Raw genomic sequence first — 12,687 nt, 5'->3', positions numbered from 1 at the left:
CCGGGAACGAGATCCGAGGCCCCGACCCGACCGGGCCTAACAGCGCGGTCCTGACGGTCTGTTTCAGGGGCATCATTCACACCCCAGAACGCCCTGCGCGATAGGTTGATGCTCCCGGCAATTTATTTGTTACACAACAGTTTCGGACTATATATAGCAGCGAGCTGCGACGGGCTGTTCGCGGCACCGGTAACTTGCGGCTAAAGGATGTGATGGATGAGCATTAAGGACACCATTGAGAGCGAACTGAAGTCGAGCGACGTTGTTCTGTTCATGAAGGGCACGCCGCAATTCCCCCAGTGTGGTTTTTCGGGGCAGGTGGTTCAGATTCTCGACCACATTGGCGTGGGCTATAAGGGCCTGAACGTGCTCGAAAATCCCGAACTGCGCGACGGCATCAAGACCTACTCGAACTGGCCGACGATCCCGCAGCTGTACGTCAAAGGCGAATTCGTTGGTGGCTGCGATATTGTCCGTGAAATGTTCCAGGCTGGCGAGCTGCAGAAACTTCTCGGCGACAAGGGCATCACGCTCAACACACCGGCGTCGGCCTGACGGCGGCCTCACGCGCCGTCGGTCCAGCACGACTGGATCGCATCGTCGCGGACATCGCTACGCTGGGCGTTGATGCCATCCGTCAACGCAGCTCAAAGAATCTCCGGTCGCGGCGGCATTGACGGCGCGACTCGTAGGGTCGCGTGACCGCAAACGGTTGGCATCGCGACTGCCTCGCACGCAGGCGCCAGGAATCCTCAGAGTCCGTGCGGATAAGGCACGCTTTCCAGCCACGTCGCCGTGACCAGTCTAATGGTTGCATCCGTGGGGCGTTAGCGTGGGACGGCGCGGGGGCGAGCTTCTATGAGGAACCTTCCCGACCAAGGACAGTTCTTGGCTCAGCCATGTACCTTGCACGGAGACAAGAATGAGAACCCGTTTTATCGCCCTAGCGCCGATGATGCTTGTTTGGGCAGCGGCTACCAGCCCGGCCCATGCAGACCAGCCGGGCGCAGACTGGATGAAGTCCGATCAGGTCATCGAGAAGCTAACCGCTCAAGGATACACAAATTTCAGTAAGGTTGAGGCCGATGATGGCCATTGGGAGTTGGAGGCCGATCTCAAGGGCGTCCGCTACGATTTGAGTGTCGATCCCAAGAGTGGTGAGGTCATCAAAAGCGAACCGGACAACTAATTGCTTCGACCTCGGACATAAAAAAAGCCCCGGAGCGATCCGGGGCTTTTTTAAATTGAGGCGGTGGGGTTAGCGCGAATAGAACTCGACGATCAGATGGGGTTCCATCTGCACCGCGAAAGGCACGTCCGCAAGCTGCGGGATGCGGACGAATTTCGCGCTTTGCTTGTTGTGATCGGCGTCGATGAAATCGGGCACATCTCGTTCGGCGAGCTGGTTGGCTTCCAGCACTAGCGCGAGCTGTTTCGACGCGTCCTTCACTTCGATGGTATCGCCGACCTTCAGCTTGTAGCTCGGAATGTTGACTCGTCGGCCGTTCACCTTGACGTGGCCGTGGTTGATGAACTGGCGCGCGGCGAACATGGTCTGCACGAACTTCGCACGATAGACCACGGTGTCGAGGCGGCGCTCGAGCAGGCCGATCAGGTTCTCGCCCGAATCGCCTTTCATGCGGGTAGCTTCGACATAGATCGCATAGAACTGGCGTTCGGAAATGTTGCCGTAATAGCCCTTGAGCTTTTGCTTGGCGCGGAGCTGGGTTCCGAAATCCGAGAGCTTGCCCTTGCGGCGCTGGCCGTGCTGGCCGGGGCCGTATTCGCGCTTGTTAACGGGGCTCTTCGGGCGGCCCCAGATGTTCTGGCCCATACGGCGATCGATCTTGTACTTCGCCTCATTGCGCTTAGTCATCGCGTCCTCTTGTCAAAATTGAAGTCTGTGGATCGAGGAAACGCGCCCTCCTGTGCGGATGATTTGGACATGTGGATCATGACAAATCCGCCGCCGACAGGTCCGGCCCATAAGCTTGACGGGCAGGACCACGGGTCGCGAAACACAACGCGGGCCGATTTTGGCCCGCGCGCAGGCGTTTTCTAGGGACAAACCGCTTTCCTGTCAAACCATGGCGGAGCCATTTTCGACCGGAGAACGCCAAACGCGAATGCGCCGCGGAGCTAGTCTTCGATATATCACTTCGCACCGAAGATTAACGGCTTGATCCTGCGTGAAACCATGAATCTTCAACGGTTTGTCGCCGGCTCTGGCATCAGCTGATGAGATGCGGGTCGGGCTGGGACGCGGCCGCCGAAGAACGGCGCGAGCGCGCCCGTCAGCGCGTCGAAGCGGCCCGAGGTGAAGATCATTTCGGGTGGGAATTCGCGGCCGCCGGTGGCGCTCGGCTCGAGTGATTTCAGCAGGTCGGCGACGCGGCGGGCGATCGCGGGCGCCGGATCGATCCATGACACCGGCCATGGTGCGAGCCTTTGCAGCCGATCGAGCAACAGCGGGTAGTGGGTGCAGGCCAGCACGACGACATCGGTGCGCAGGTCTCCACCATTGCCCGCCGGAACGAAACATGGGGTGACTTCGCTCAGGATATCGGCGTTGCTGACGGGTTTGCCGTTCAAGGCGTCCTCCGCCAACGAAGCCAGGCGCGCCGCGCCAACAAGCGTTACGGTGCAGGCTTGCGCGTGATTCCGGATCAGCGCCTGAGTGTATTCGCGCTGCACGGTCGCCCGGGTGCCGAGTACCGAGACGCGCTTGGTTTTCGACGCGGCGCAAGCCGGTTTGATTGCCGGAACCGTGCCCACGAACGGCACCGAATAGGCGGCGCGCAAGGGCCCCAGAACCGAGACGGACATCGTGTTGCACGCGACCACCACGATGTCTGGGGCGTGGGTGCCGATCAACTCTCCGACAAGCGGCACCACGCGGGCGATGATTTCGTCTTCGCTGAGGCGGCCATAGGGGAAGAAGGCGTCGTCGGCGACATAGACATATCGCGCAGCGGGGAGGACGCCGACGATCTCCCGCAGCACGGTGAGGCCGCCGAGGCCGGAATCGAGGACAAGAATGGTAGGAGTGTGTGACACGCGAAAATATTAGGGACGGTCGGTTACCGTGGAGTTTTTACGGATTGTGTCGATTTGTCCATCTCGGGACAGTGATACCTTAATGCAAAACGATCCCCAACGCTCGCAACATCACGGTGGGTGCAACGGCTTTGTGCCGTGGAGAGCGATGCGTGGAAAGTCCTGGACCGGCCCTTGGGTTTGATCCAGAAAACGTCTATAATATCATATTTTTCAATATGATGCGGTTTAATACTAACAAAGAAATGAGCCGGGTTTCAGCGCTACTCGAACGAAACGCTTCGTTCGGAGAAAGACTCGTAATACCAAGAACATGGTGCTCCTGCTTCATTTCGGTCGAAAGGCCCTAGCGCAATCCTTCGTAGACCATGAAGCCGCGCGCGATCTCGAGCTTTTTCAGTGCGCGTGGGACAAAACGTTGCGGCGGATGATTCAGATAGCGCCACGAAGTGAGCGTGAAGTCCATCACGGGCTGCCGGCTGGGCTGCATCGGCGCCAGCAACCCGGTCAGGCTGGTTGGGGTATGTGTGCGATTGTTGAAGGGGAGCAGCAGCAGTTCGAAGTGTGCGAGCGATCCGTTCCGCTCGGTGGCAGTCAAACCAGCGACCGCGACTAATAGTTCGTCGGACACGATGCCGAGCATGTCGGTAATTTGGGCGCGGCTTGCGGCCGCGAACAGTGTTGAAAAATTCTCCCCCTTAAGGTCGCGGTCGAGCAGGGCGCAGATCCGGGTTCCGGCAACTCGGAACGGATAACCGCGCTCCGGCTCGTAGGAGAGCACGAAGATGTCCCCGAGCAGCTGGCGAACTGCGCTCGGTTCAATGACGCGGCGGTCCGGAGCACGCTCGCCATCACGTTTCTCATCCCAGTAGGCGAAGAATGTGCGGTTCGATGGGTGTTTCATGATGCAACCGTCCTGACCGAGGTCCAACCGGACAAATCTGTCCTATTTCAAGGCACCTCAGCCGTTTGCTGTTGTGCAGGAGCGGTGTTGCAGCGTCCATGCCGGAGGCGGCTTTTGCGTCAGCGACCCCAGGCAATTGTGCCGTTAACGTTAAATTAACCACCGAGCCAGGTTCGCCGGAAACAGGCTATGATCCCGCCGCGTCATGCGTTCTCTTCAGGTTTCCGCGGATGTGTCGAGCAGTTGCAACCGTCACGAAGATCGGAAGCGGATTTCTTTTCATCGAAATCCATCCGGCCCCACACGATCAAGGGAGGGTTTCTCAGACCCTCCCTTTACTTTTACGGTTGGCGTCGAGGCGCATCCCGTGCGGCCCGAGAGATTTCTTCGAAAAATCCGCCCCTTCGATCTGGTAAGTTGCTGCCGCCGACATCGACAGCGAGAGCCGGACTGAGTATGAGTCGGCATAATCCGGCCCGGACGGCCGGCCAAAATGGTGGTGGTATGAGACCGGATAGAGCACGGTTCGCCGACTATCCTGTACTCGATATTGGCAGAGGCAAACGCTGAATGAGACAGGCGGGGAGAGTCTTGCGGTTTTGGGTGCCCATTCTGGGTCTTACTATCGGCCTTCAATCGGCCTGTATTCCGGCCCAATCTGATGAGCTCGGGAGTAGCCGAACGCCCGTTGCAGAAGTCCAGTTCCCACCGGCTCACCTTATCAAGGATGTGGCTGATCATCCTCGCGCTGGATCCGTTGTTCAGGTGAGCGAGGTCTCAGCTGAAAAAGGAGAGGTTTCAGCGGAAAAGGAGCTCCCAGCAGAAAAAGAAGCGGTCTCAGCAGAAAAGGAAGAGGTTCCAGCGGAAAGGGAGAGAGAGCACGGCGCTCGAAGTCCTCTGGAGATGCTTATGTGGTTTCTGAAGGGCGCAGCGTCGCTGACTGCAATGGTGCTTTTCTACAAAGGACTAAAATGGTGGGTGTTCCGCAAGCGGCAGAGCGAGTAACGTATTCATGCGTTTCTCGCGCGGCTGTTTTGACGCTTGTTTGAAAGCGTTGTGTTGTCGAGAATGTCCCGCGATAGGCGGACCAGGGAAGGGCCGTCTGGACCGCCGCCATTTACCCGGTTTTCATGAGCCGGATTCGCCCGCTTGAGCCACCAGGTCGTCACCCTTGGATTTTCCCTCAGACCCTTCGTCAGAACCTCGGCGTGAACCGATCCTGACCCTGCCGGGGCCGTTGATTGCCTATATCGGCCTTCTCGCGGTTGTTCATCTCGCGTGGTCGGCTGTTTCACCCGATCTGGAATACTGGATCATTGAGGCGTTCGGCTTCATTCCGAAGCGTTACGATCCAAATCTTTTGGCGACAGCGTTTCCCGGAGGAAGCGGCGCTAAGGTCTGGACATTCGTCACCTATTCGCTGCTGCACGCCAACCTCAGTCACATCGGCTTCAATATCTTGTGGTTGCTGCCTTTCGGCAGCGCGCTGGCGCGCCGTTTCGGCGCCTTCAGGTTTTTTCTTTTCATGGCGGTGACCGCCGTTGCCGGCGCAATCGCGCATCTTGTGACCCATGAGCACAATATTGCGCCGATGATCGGCGCGTCAGCCTCGGTGTCGGGCGCAATGGCTGCGGCGATCCGCTTCGCCTTCGCGCAGGGAAGTTTTCTGTCCTTGGGCCGCGGCGATGCCGACGCTGCCGCGCAGGTGCCCGCGCTGTCGTTGACGCGCGCCCTGCAAAATCCCCGAGTGTTGGCGTTTCTCGCAATCTGGTTCGGGGTCAATATCATTTTCGGCATGGGATCAGTTGCAATCGGCGCCGAGCCAGGCAGCGTTGCGTGGCAGGCTCACATGGGCGGCTTTATGGCGGGCCTTCTATTGTTTTCATTGTTCGATCCGGTGCCTCGTTCTCCGCGCGACGCCGAGAATGCGTCTTCCGACGCGGATCATGTCTAACGATCGCTTGCGATGCAGGCTGATTTCATTCATCATCCCCTGGTCAGGCGAGTTTAAATTCGTTCGCGTGCTGGAAACGATGACCCCGTTGGTGCGTTCTACTCGCGAACAAAACTGGATGTTGGTTGTCGCCTGAACGCTAAAGACAAGGATCGCGCAAAGTGATCCCGCGCGATCCCTCCAAGGGAAGCGACAATGACAGTATGTGCCATTCTCAGCGCCAAGGGTTCTCAAGTCGCAAGCGTCGCGCCCGACGTAAAGCTTTCGGCGGCGCTCAAGATTTTGTCGGAAAAGCAGATCGGTTCCGTGCTCGTCGTGAGCGGTACCCGCATTGATGGCATTCTGTCCGAACGGGATGTCGTCCATGCCCTGGATAAACGCGGCGCAGTTGCGCTTGATGAGCCGGTCAGCCTAGCCATGACCCGCAAGGTCGTCAGTTGCCGTCTGTCGGATACGGTCGCTCACCTCATGGAAGTCATGACGGCGGAAAAGTTCAGGCATCTGCCGGTGGTGGAGGAGGGCAAGCTGGTAGGCATGGTCTCGATCGGGGATGTCGTCAAGCTGCGCGTCCAGGAATATGAAGCCGAGCAGGAGGCGCTGCGCGAGTACATCAACACGGCCTGAGTACGTGCTGCATTAAGGATCGGTCCCGCTTTCAGGGTCCGCGACGCCAGCAACGTCCGGTGCCGACGCCGGCGCGAGAACTTCGATCGCTTCTACAATTGCGTCCATCGCTCGATCCGCAGCACGTGCACCGTGCGCGATCAGATCGCCGGCGCGGTGGAAGTCGAACCAGCCGATCTGGCCGACCCGCGGCGAGATCAAAAGGTCCGGCGGGTCGCCAGCGAGCCGCGCGCGCGTGATTCGATCCTGCATGATGTTAAACGCGTCGGTCATGACCGACACAACACCCGGGCGACTGCCGCCGGCGAAGAATTCGCGCTTGACCGTTCGCTCGAGCGAAAAGAACTTGCCGAAGCCAAGTTTGCGCGGCGGGGGCTCGACGACCTCCTCCTGCGCGTCGTTCTGCGCACCATGAGAGAATATCGTGGTGCTGCGGCCGAACACGTCATTGGACAGGTTGGCCGCGATCACAACTTCGGCGCCCAGCGCGCGGGCGGTGGAAACAGGCACCGGGTTGACAAGCGCGCCATCGACCAGCCAGCGGTCGCCAACCAGTATCGGCGCAAAGATGCCCGGAAGGGCATAGGACGCACGCATGGCATTGACCAGTCGCCCGTGCGTAAGCCAGATTTCGTGGCCGGTGCGGACTTCCGTTGCGACGCTTGCGAACTTGAGTGGCAGTTCTTCAATCTGGATTTGACCGAGCGACGCCTCGAGTTGGGCGGTGAGCTTGGTTCCGCCGATCAGTCCGGAGCCGTTCAACCGGATATCCAGATAACTGAAGAGACTGCGAGGCTGCAGGCTGCGCGCCCACTCCTCCAGAATATCAAGACGACCGGCGGCATAGGCGCCCCCAACCACCGCTCCAATCGACGTGCCCACCACGACATCGGGCTCGATGCCGTGCGCGATCAGGGAACGGAGAATGCCGATATGAGCGAAACCGCGCGCGGCCCCGCCACCCAGGGCCAGCCCGATCACTGGCCGCCTGACGCTACCCAATCCTACTTTTTGGCCGTTCGACCCATTCTGGTCGCGACCTTTCAAACCCTCCAGCACGATAGGATTCTCCGACTGCCGGCATCGGTTACCATGCTGCCGGCGGACACGGTGAGCAAAAGACAGAATGACTTATTGCTTGCTTGGCAGAAATTATCATCGGATAGCGGTGTTTCAACCCGATGGGCCGGTTTTTAAGTCTTCCACAGCGGGATGCAATTCTGAGCAAGTCCCGAGGCTTGAATTCGCCGTGTTTTCCGGGAAGAACCGGCGCCATGATCTTCGGGGGACATCATCGATGTAATTTGAGCCGACGCTCATGGCCGTTCCTTGTTTCGGTCGTCACGCTTCTCGCGACCTTTCCATACGCCGCGTCAGCACAATTGTTTGGCGAACGTCCGCCGCCAGTCCCGCCAGCATCCATTCCGGAAGCGCCGCCGGAACCTGCGATCAGCCTTGCGCCGTCCTCCGGTCCGGTATCCACGCCAAATCTGCCAGCGCCATTGACTCAGGTGCCGGCCGCCGCCGTGCCGCTGACGGCGCCGCCCAGCATCGCGGCTCCCGCGCAGGGGGTTCTGTCGTTGACCGCGCGCTACGGCAAGGATCTGCCGGTCATCAACGGCGGGCTGATCTGGCGAGTTTATTCCGAACGACCCGACGAGACCGGTGCCTTCAAGCTAGTGCGCGAAAACCATGATGCAACTCCCAGCCTCGTGCTCCCGCCGGGGGGCTATGTCGTGCACGTTTCGCTGGGGCTGGTCAGCGCCGCGCGGCCCGTGACACTCAAGCCTGACACCGACCGCGAGTCGTTCGTGTTGCCGGCGGGCGGCCTGCAGATCGAGGGTCGAGTCGGCGCATCGATGATCCCGCCCAACCAGATTTCCTTCAGCATCTACAAGGGTAGTCAGTTCGAGGGTACCGAGCGCGCGCCGCTGGTGCCTAATGTCGCTGGGGGCGACGTTATGCTCTTGCCAGAAGGTACTTACTACATCGTCTCCACCTATGGCGACGCGAACTCGGTCGTACGCTCGGACATCCGTGTGCAAGCAGGCAAGTTGACCGACGTAACGATCTCTCACCGTGCCGCGCTCATCACCCTGAAACTCGTCAGCGACAAGGGCGGCGAAGCGCTGGCCAATACTGCGTGGTCAGTTCTGACGCCTGGGGGTGATGTCATCAAGGAATCGATCGGAGCATTTCCCAGCGTGATATTGGCCGAGGGTGAGTATCGCGTCATCGCCAAGAACGAAGGCAAGGTCTTCGAGAGGGGCTTCGAGGTCGTCAACGGCGTTGACGGCGAAATCGAGGTTCTCGCGCATTGAAGCTCCCGGATCCGATGTATCAATATCGGGTTGAACCTTTTTGTTTTGACGTCTTTTTCTTCAAACGAACCACACCTCAGTTCTCGACATACTTCATTCGAGCCTTTCCGCTTCTGATGGGATCAGAAGCGGTGCTTCTATGATTTTGATTTGCCGTGTTTTCTTCACGCGAGCCGATATCCCCTTCGCTCGAAAACGCTATGGGAATCCTCTCACGGGGCATTCACGCCGCGCCAGCGGCCGTAACGCCACGGCCGGTACCAGGTAGCGCCGGATGGTTTCGCTACGGGAACATTATCGATGCCGGAGGTTCCCCAAGGATGGCAGCGTAAGATCCGTGCCAACGTCATCCAGCCGCCACCCCAAAGCCCGAAACGCTCGACTGCTTCATCGCCGTAGGCTGAGCATGTCGGCAGGTGCCGGCAGTTGAAACCTACCAGCGGCGATAGGGTATGGCGATAGATCCAGATCAACGCTCGGCCGACATTGCGGGGCAGCCGCAAAGCGGCACTTGCGCAAACCGGGCAGAACCTGGAACTTTGCGGCGTCGGCTTCATGAACGCGGAGCTTTCCTCTCAGGTGCGAGAGATGCATGCCGCAGGTTCCTCCGGGGAACCAGATCAAGCTGCAATATCGCCACAGGTGGCAGAATATCGCACACTCCCAGGAACAATCGCAGCAAAGGTTTATGGACGCTGACAAGTCTCACGGCTAGTTTTCTGCTAACAGGATCATCGTGTTGAACGTAGGGTTATGCGTTCGGGCTACTGCATCGGATTGGAACATCGAGCTGCGTTAGATCAGGCAACATCGGCTGTGGGGAAGGGACCGAATTGAGGTTCGCGAAATCATCCGGCTTCTACCGACGGACGCTTCTGTGCGCGGCAGCTTTTTGTTTTGCCTTTTCAGGTTTCGCATCTGCGTTTGAGCAGGGTTCGACGAAAGAAAACCTCGAGGCGCGCAAGCATCCGATGCGTTTCTCCTGGATTGCTTGTGAGCCGCACTGTGGGAGCTGGATCAGCGCCGTTGGCCTCGTAACGGGCGAAACTCCGAAAGCCTTCAACGACTTCGCTGCCGGGCGCGATCTTACCGGTACGACGGTCGTGCTCGATTCCGGTGGCGGCTCGGTCAACGATGCCATTGCGCTCGGGCGGCGCTGGCGAGAACTCGGCGTGCGCACCACGGTTGGGGCTAGCGTCGTCGTCAAGACGGTGGCGGGTGATCGCGCAGCTGTGTTGCCCGAAGCCTATTGCGAGTCCATGTGCGTGTTCGTGTTGCTGTCGGGAAAAACCCGCTATGTGCCTGAGCGTGCGCATGTTCGCGTACATCAGATCTGGATGGGTGATCGCGCGGACGATGCCAGGGCTGCGAGCTATACTGCCGAGGATTTGATGATCGTAGAGCGCGACATTGGTCGGCTCGCCAAGTACACCTTCGAGATGGGCGGGTCCGGAGATCTGCTGCACTTGGCGCTTAGTATTCCTCCCTGGGAGGCCCTTCACGAATTGTCGCCAGCGGAATTGCGTTCCGCCAATCTCATGACGACAGACCGCGTCGCGGATGTGTTGCCGGGTGGGGAGGTCGCCGACGCGCCGGTTGCCGATCTTGTCACAAAGCCGGTGCAGGATCGCTTTCCTGGCATAACGAATGCATCCGCTGCGGTGACGATGGCCGGCCAGCCGACCAAGACAGCCGAAGCGGAATCCGCCGGGCACGCGGCGGCGAGCGCTGCTTCGGACCGGCCTCAATAACGACACGAGAGCCTTTCCGCTCCTGACGGGATCAGAGCGTGTCTCTATGATTTGATCTGACGGCTTTCCGCGAACGGTAACCGGGGAACTTTAGCTTTGGGCGGCGGTCAGCGCGGCTGATTTTGTCTCGATCTGACCGATGGCATCGACGACCGCATCGAACGTCAGCATGGTGGATGCGTGGCGCGCCTTGTAATCACGCACCGGTTCGAGCAGCGCGATATCGGCCCACTTTCCTTCGGGCGGCGCGCCGTTTTCTTTCAGCATCCTGCGAACGATCTCGCGCAACTCGCGGAGTTCGCTGGCGGTCGAGCCGACCACATGGCGCGCCATGATCGAGGAGGACGCCTGGCCGAGCGCGCAGGCCTTCACGTCGTGCGCGAAGTCCGTGATAATAGAGCCATCCATCTTGAGGTCGATTTTGACGGTGGACCCGCACAGCTTCGAATGAGCGGTGGCGCTGGCGTCTGGCGCCGCAAGACGGCCCAGGCGCGGAATATTGCCGGCCAGTTCGATAATGCGAGTGTTGTAAACGTCGTTCAGCATAGGTTTCGACATTGAATTCGCTGAAAGAGGCGGAGCGACGCTCTTGGCGGCGGGAACCTCGAAGCCTATATATGTATCTATTGCCTGGAAACGCAATCCAGCGATTTTCCGGCGCACCGGATTGAAGTTCGATTCGGACGTTGCAATGTTGAATATCAAGGGACTCAGGCGTCCGGTGGCGTGCAATGCTGCCCCGTCTGCCCGGTGACACTCCGGTCTCACGCGAGGCCGGTCGAACGGAGTGAAGATGGACGCGTTGATCAAGCCGCTACGCGGCAGCAAACCTTCTGACGTCAAATCCAATAACGTCAAACCTGCCGGATTCTCGCCCGCCCAGCTGGACCCGTCGGAGTTTTTGGCGGCGGTTCAGCCGAACCGGCAGCGCCCGTCGCGGCACGAAGCCGAAGGCGCTATCAGAACGTTGTTGTCCTATATCGGGGAAAATCCGGACCGCGAGGGGCTCCTCGATACTCCACGCCGGGTGATCGAGTCGTATGACGAGATCTATCAGGGTTATCATCAGTGTCCGGCCGAGGTTTTGAACCGGACCTTCGGTGAAACTGCAGGCTATGATGATTTCGTACTGGTGCGTGACATCCAGTTCACCTCGCAGTGCGAGCACCACATGATGCCGTTCTATGGCAAGGCACATATCGCCTATACGCCGGTGGAGCGGGTGGTCGGGCTGTCCAAACTGGCGCGCCTGACTGACATCTTCGCCCGGCGGCTCCAGACCCAGGAGCACATGACAGCGCAGATCGCCGCGGCCGTGGACGAGGTGCTTAAACCGCGGGGCGTCGCCGTGATGATCGAGGCGGAGCATACCTGCATGTCGGTGCGCGGCGTCGCCAAGCATGGCGCGATGACGTTCACAAGCCGGTACACGGGCGTATTCCGCGACAATCCCACGGAGCAGGCGCGCTTCCTGTCCATGGTACGAGGGTAGCCGCGTTAAATCCCTCCACGATGATTCCGAAGGGATTTCCTGTGTCTGGATCAAAACCCTCATCCGAAACCGAGGAGGGGCTGCTGTTCCAGCCCCGCTTTGACGCGTCCGGACTCGTGACCTGCGTCGCGACGGATGCCAAAACCGGCGACGTTCTCATGGTCGCGCACATGAACGAAGAGGCGCTGCGGCGGACCGTTGAGACCGGCGATGCCTGGTATTACAGCCGTTCACGCAAGGCGTTGTGGCGGAAAGGTGAGAGTTCGGGTCAGGTCCAGCGAGTGATCGAGATGCGAACGGACTGCGATCAGGACGCGGTCTGGATCAAGGTTGAGCAGCAAGGCGCCGCCTGCCATACGGGACGGCGCTCGTGTTTCTACCGGGCGGTGACAAAAGGCGATGGCGACAAAATGCGCCTTTCGTTTGTGGATGCCGACAGGCTCTTCGATCCAGCCGATGTTTACGGCGCGAAAGCCTGACGGCTTAGGGTTGTGCAGGCATCCGTTAAGGCTCTGTTAACCATAATCTTCCACCTTGCGATCCGAGCGAATAGCCGTCTGGAAACGTCGGAATAGACGACGGAT

15 protein-coding genes are annotated in these 12,687 nt (G+C 59.4%); 9 read left to right on the top strand and 6 right to left on the bottom strand.

The features are described 5' to 3' along the window. Window positions 1-216 precede the first annotated feature (216 nt). Window positions 217-555 (top strand): Grx4 family monothiol glutaredoxin, encoded by a 339-nt coding sequence (gene grxD, locus ACZ5IL_RS15765; protein WP_079446450.1) that lies wholly within the window; start codon window positions 217-219, stop codon window positions 553-555. 367 nt (window positions 556-922) lie between these two features. Beyond that, window positions 923-1,189 carry a PepSY domain-containing protein gene (locus ACZ5IL_RS15760; RefSeq protein WP_464592930.1) on the top strand — a complete coding sequence of 89 codons (267 nt, stop codon included), beginning with the start codon at window positions 923-925 and terminating at the stop codon, window positions 1,187-1,189. A gap of 69 nt (window positions 1,190-1,258) precedes the next feature. On the opposite strand, the gene rpsD is transcribed toward ACZ5IL_RS15760, so the two are convergent. The 3 genes from rpsD to ACZ5IL_RS15745 form a co-directional block, all read right to left on the bottom strand. Further along, entirely contained in the window at window positions 1,259-1,876 is a 618-nt protein-coding gene (gene rpsD / locus ACZ5IL_RS15755; RefSeq protein WP_464592928.1) for a 30S ribosomal protein S4, read from the bottom strand. 329 nt (window positions 1,877-2,205) lie between these two features. After that, complete coding sequence (gene murI, locus ACZ5IL_RS15750; RefSeq protein WP_464592926.1) at window positions 2,206-3,057, bottom strand: glutamate racemase; 852 nt, start codon at window positions 3,055-3,057, stop codon at window positions 2,206-2,208. Between the two features lie 346 nt (window positions 3,058-3,403). Beyond that, window positions 3,404-3,961 carry a PAS domain-containing protein gene (locus tag ACZ5IL_RS15745; protein WP_079446454.1) on the bottom strand — a complete coding sequence of 186 codons (558 nt, stop codon included), beginning with the start codon at window positions 3,959-3,961 and terminating at the stop codon, window positions 3,404-3,406. A 765-nt stretch (window positions 3,962-4,726) separates the two neighbouring features. Between ACZ5IL_RS15745 and ACZ5IL_RS15740 the strand changes: the two genes are divergently transcribed. From ACZ5IL_RS15740 to ACZ5IL_RS15730, 3 genes are all read left to right on the top strand, one after another. Continuing rightward, window positions 4,727-4,966 (top strand): hypothetical protein, encoded by a 240-nt coding sequence (locus tag ACZ5IL_RS15740; RefSeq protein WP_464592924.1) that lies wholly within the window; start codon window positions 4,727-4,729, stop codon window positions 4,964-4,966. A gap of 166 nt (window positions 4,967-5,132) precedes the next feature. Continuing rightward, window positions 5,133-5,915, top strand: a complete 783-nt coding sequence (locus tag ACZ5IL_RS15735) for a rhomboid family intramembrane serine protease (RefSeq protein ID WP_464592922.1) — start codon at window positions 5,133-5,135, stop codon at window positions 5,913-5,915. Between the two features lie 195 nt (window positions 5,916-6,110). Then, window positions 6,111-6,539 carry a CBS domain-containing protein gene (locus tag ACZ5IL_RS15730; RefSeq protein ID WP_425909066.1) on the top strand — a complete coding sequence of 143 codons (429 nt, stop codon included), beginning with the start codon at window positions 6,111-6,113 and terminating at the stop codon, window positions 6,537-6,539. A gap of 12 nt (window positions 6,540-6,551) precedes the next feature. Here the strand turns inward: ACZ5IL_RS15730 and ACZ5IL_RS15725 are convergent, their stop codons facing one another. After that, window positions 6,552-7,598 (bottom strand): patatin-like phospholipase family protein, encoded by a 1,047-nt coding sequence (locus ACZ5IL_RS15725; RefSeq protein ID WP_464592919.1) that lies wholly within the window; start codon window positions 7,596-7,598, stop codon window positions 6,552-6,554. A 215-nt stretch (window positions 7,599-7,813) separates the two neighbouring features. Here ACZ5IL_RS15725 and ACZ5IL_RS15720 point away from each other — a divergent pair, with 215 nt between their 5' ends. Further along, window positions 7,814-8,860: a hypothetical protein gene (locus ACZ5IL_RS15720; protein WP_464592917.1), complete on the top strand. Its 1,047-nt coding sequence runs from the start codon at window positions 7,814-7,816 to the stop codon at window positions 8,858-8,860. 212 nt (window positions 8,861-9,072) lie between these two features. On the opposite strand, the gene yidD is transcribed toward ACZ5IL_RS15720, so the two are convergent. Beyond that, window positions 9,073-9,417, bottom strand: coding sequence for a membrane protein insertion efficiency factor YidD (yidD, locus tag ACZ5IL_RS15715; protein WP_464592915.1), 345 nt, complete (start codon window positions 9,415-9,417; stop codon window positions 9,073-9,075). 276 nt (window positions 9,418-9,693) lie between these two features. Here yidD and ACZ5IL_RS15710 point away from each other — a divergent pair, with 276 nt between their 5' ends. Next, window positions 9,694-10,611 (top strand): COG3904 family protein, encoded by a 918-nt coding sequence (locus ACZ5IL_RS15710; RefSeq protein ID WP_464592913.1) that lies wholly within the window; start codon window positions 9,694-9,696, stop codon window positions 10,609-10,611. 90 nt (window positions 10,612-10,701) lie between these two features. Here ACZ5IL_RS15710 and ACZ5IL_RS15705 read toward each other — a convergent pair whose 3' ends face one another. Then, the gene (locus ACZ5IL_RS15705) at window positions 10,702-11,157 is read right to left on the bottom strand and encodes an iron-sulfur cluster assembly scaffold protein (RefSeq protein ID WP_464596916.1); all 456 of its coding nucleotides are present in this window, start codon (window positions 11,155-11,157) and stop codon (window positions 10,702-10,704) included. Between the two features lie 247 nt (window positions 11,158-11,404). On the opposite strand from ACZ5IL_RS15705, the gene folE reads away from it, so the two are divergent. Then, window positions 11,405-12,103 (top strand): GTP cyclohydrolase I FolE, encoded by a 699-nt coding sequence (gene folE, locus ACZ5IL_RS15700; protein WP_079446462.1) that lies wholly within the window; start codon window positions 11,405-11,407, stop codon window positions 12,101-12,103. Between the two features lie 20 nt (window positions 12,104-12,123). Further along, window positions 12,124-12,582, top strand: a complete 459-nt coding sequence (hisI, locus tag ACZ5IL_RS15695) for a phosphoribosyl-AMP cyclohydrolase (protein ID WP_464592911.1) — start codon at window positions 12,124-12,126, stop codon at window positions 12,580-12,582. The last annotated feature ends 105 nt before the right edge of the window (window positions 12,583-12,687 follow it).

The organism is Nitrobacter sp. CN101, assembly GCF_055390255.1.
The sequence above is the reverse complement of the archived record's forward strand: the minus strand, read 5'-3'. Positions and strand labels throughout refer to the sequence as shown.

Bases quoted from the DNA above. Each gene is read 5' to 3' on its own strand.
- grxD (WP_079446450.1), top strand. From the start codon at position 217: ATGAGCATTAAGGACACCATTGAGAGCGAACTGAAGTCGAGCGACGTT.
- ACZ5IL_RS15760 (WP_464592930.1), top strand. From the start codon at position 923: ATGAGAACCCGTTTTATCGCCCTAGCGCCGATGATGCTTGTTTGGGCA.
- rpsD (WP_464592928.1), bottom strand. From the start codon at position 1,876: ATGACTAAGCGCAATGAGGCGAAGTACAAGATCGATCGCCGTATGGGC.
- ACZ5IL_RS15745 (WP_079446454.1), bottom strand. From the start codon at position 3,961: ATGAAACACCCATCGAACCGCACATTCTTCGCCTACTGGGATGAGAAA.
- ACZ5IL_RS15730 (WP_425909066.1), top strand. From the start codon at position 6,111: ATGACAGTATGTGCCATTCTCAGCGCCAAGGGTTCTCAAGTCGCAAGC.
- ACZ5IL_RS15720 (WP_464592917.1), top strand. From the start codon at position 7,814: ATGATCTTCGGGGGACATCATCGATGTAATTTGAGCCGACGCTCATGG.
- yidD (WP_464592915.1), bottom strand. From the start codon at position 9,417: ATGAAGCCGACGCCGCAAAGTTCCAGGTTCTGCCCGGTTTGCGCAAGT.
- ACZ5IL_RS15705 (WP_464596916.1), bottom strand. From the start codon at position 11,157: ATGCTGAACGACGTTTACAACACTCGCATTATCGAACTGGCCGGCAAT.
- folE (WP_079446462.1), top strand. From the start codon at position 11,405: ATGGACGCGTTGATCAAGCCGCTACGCGGCAGCAAACCTTCTGACGTC.
- hisI (WP_464592911.1), top strand. From the start codon at position 12,124: ATGATTCCGAAGGGATTTCCTGTGTCTGGATCAAAACCCTCATCCGAA.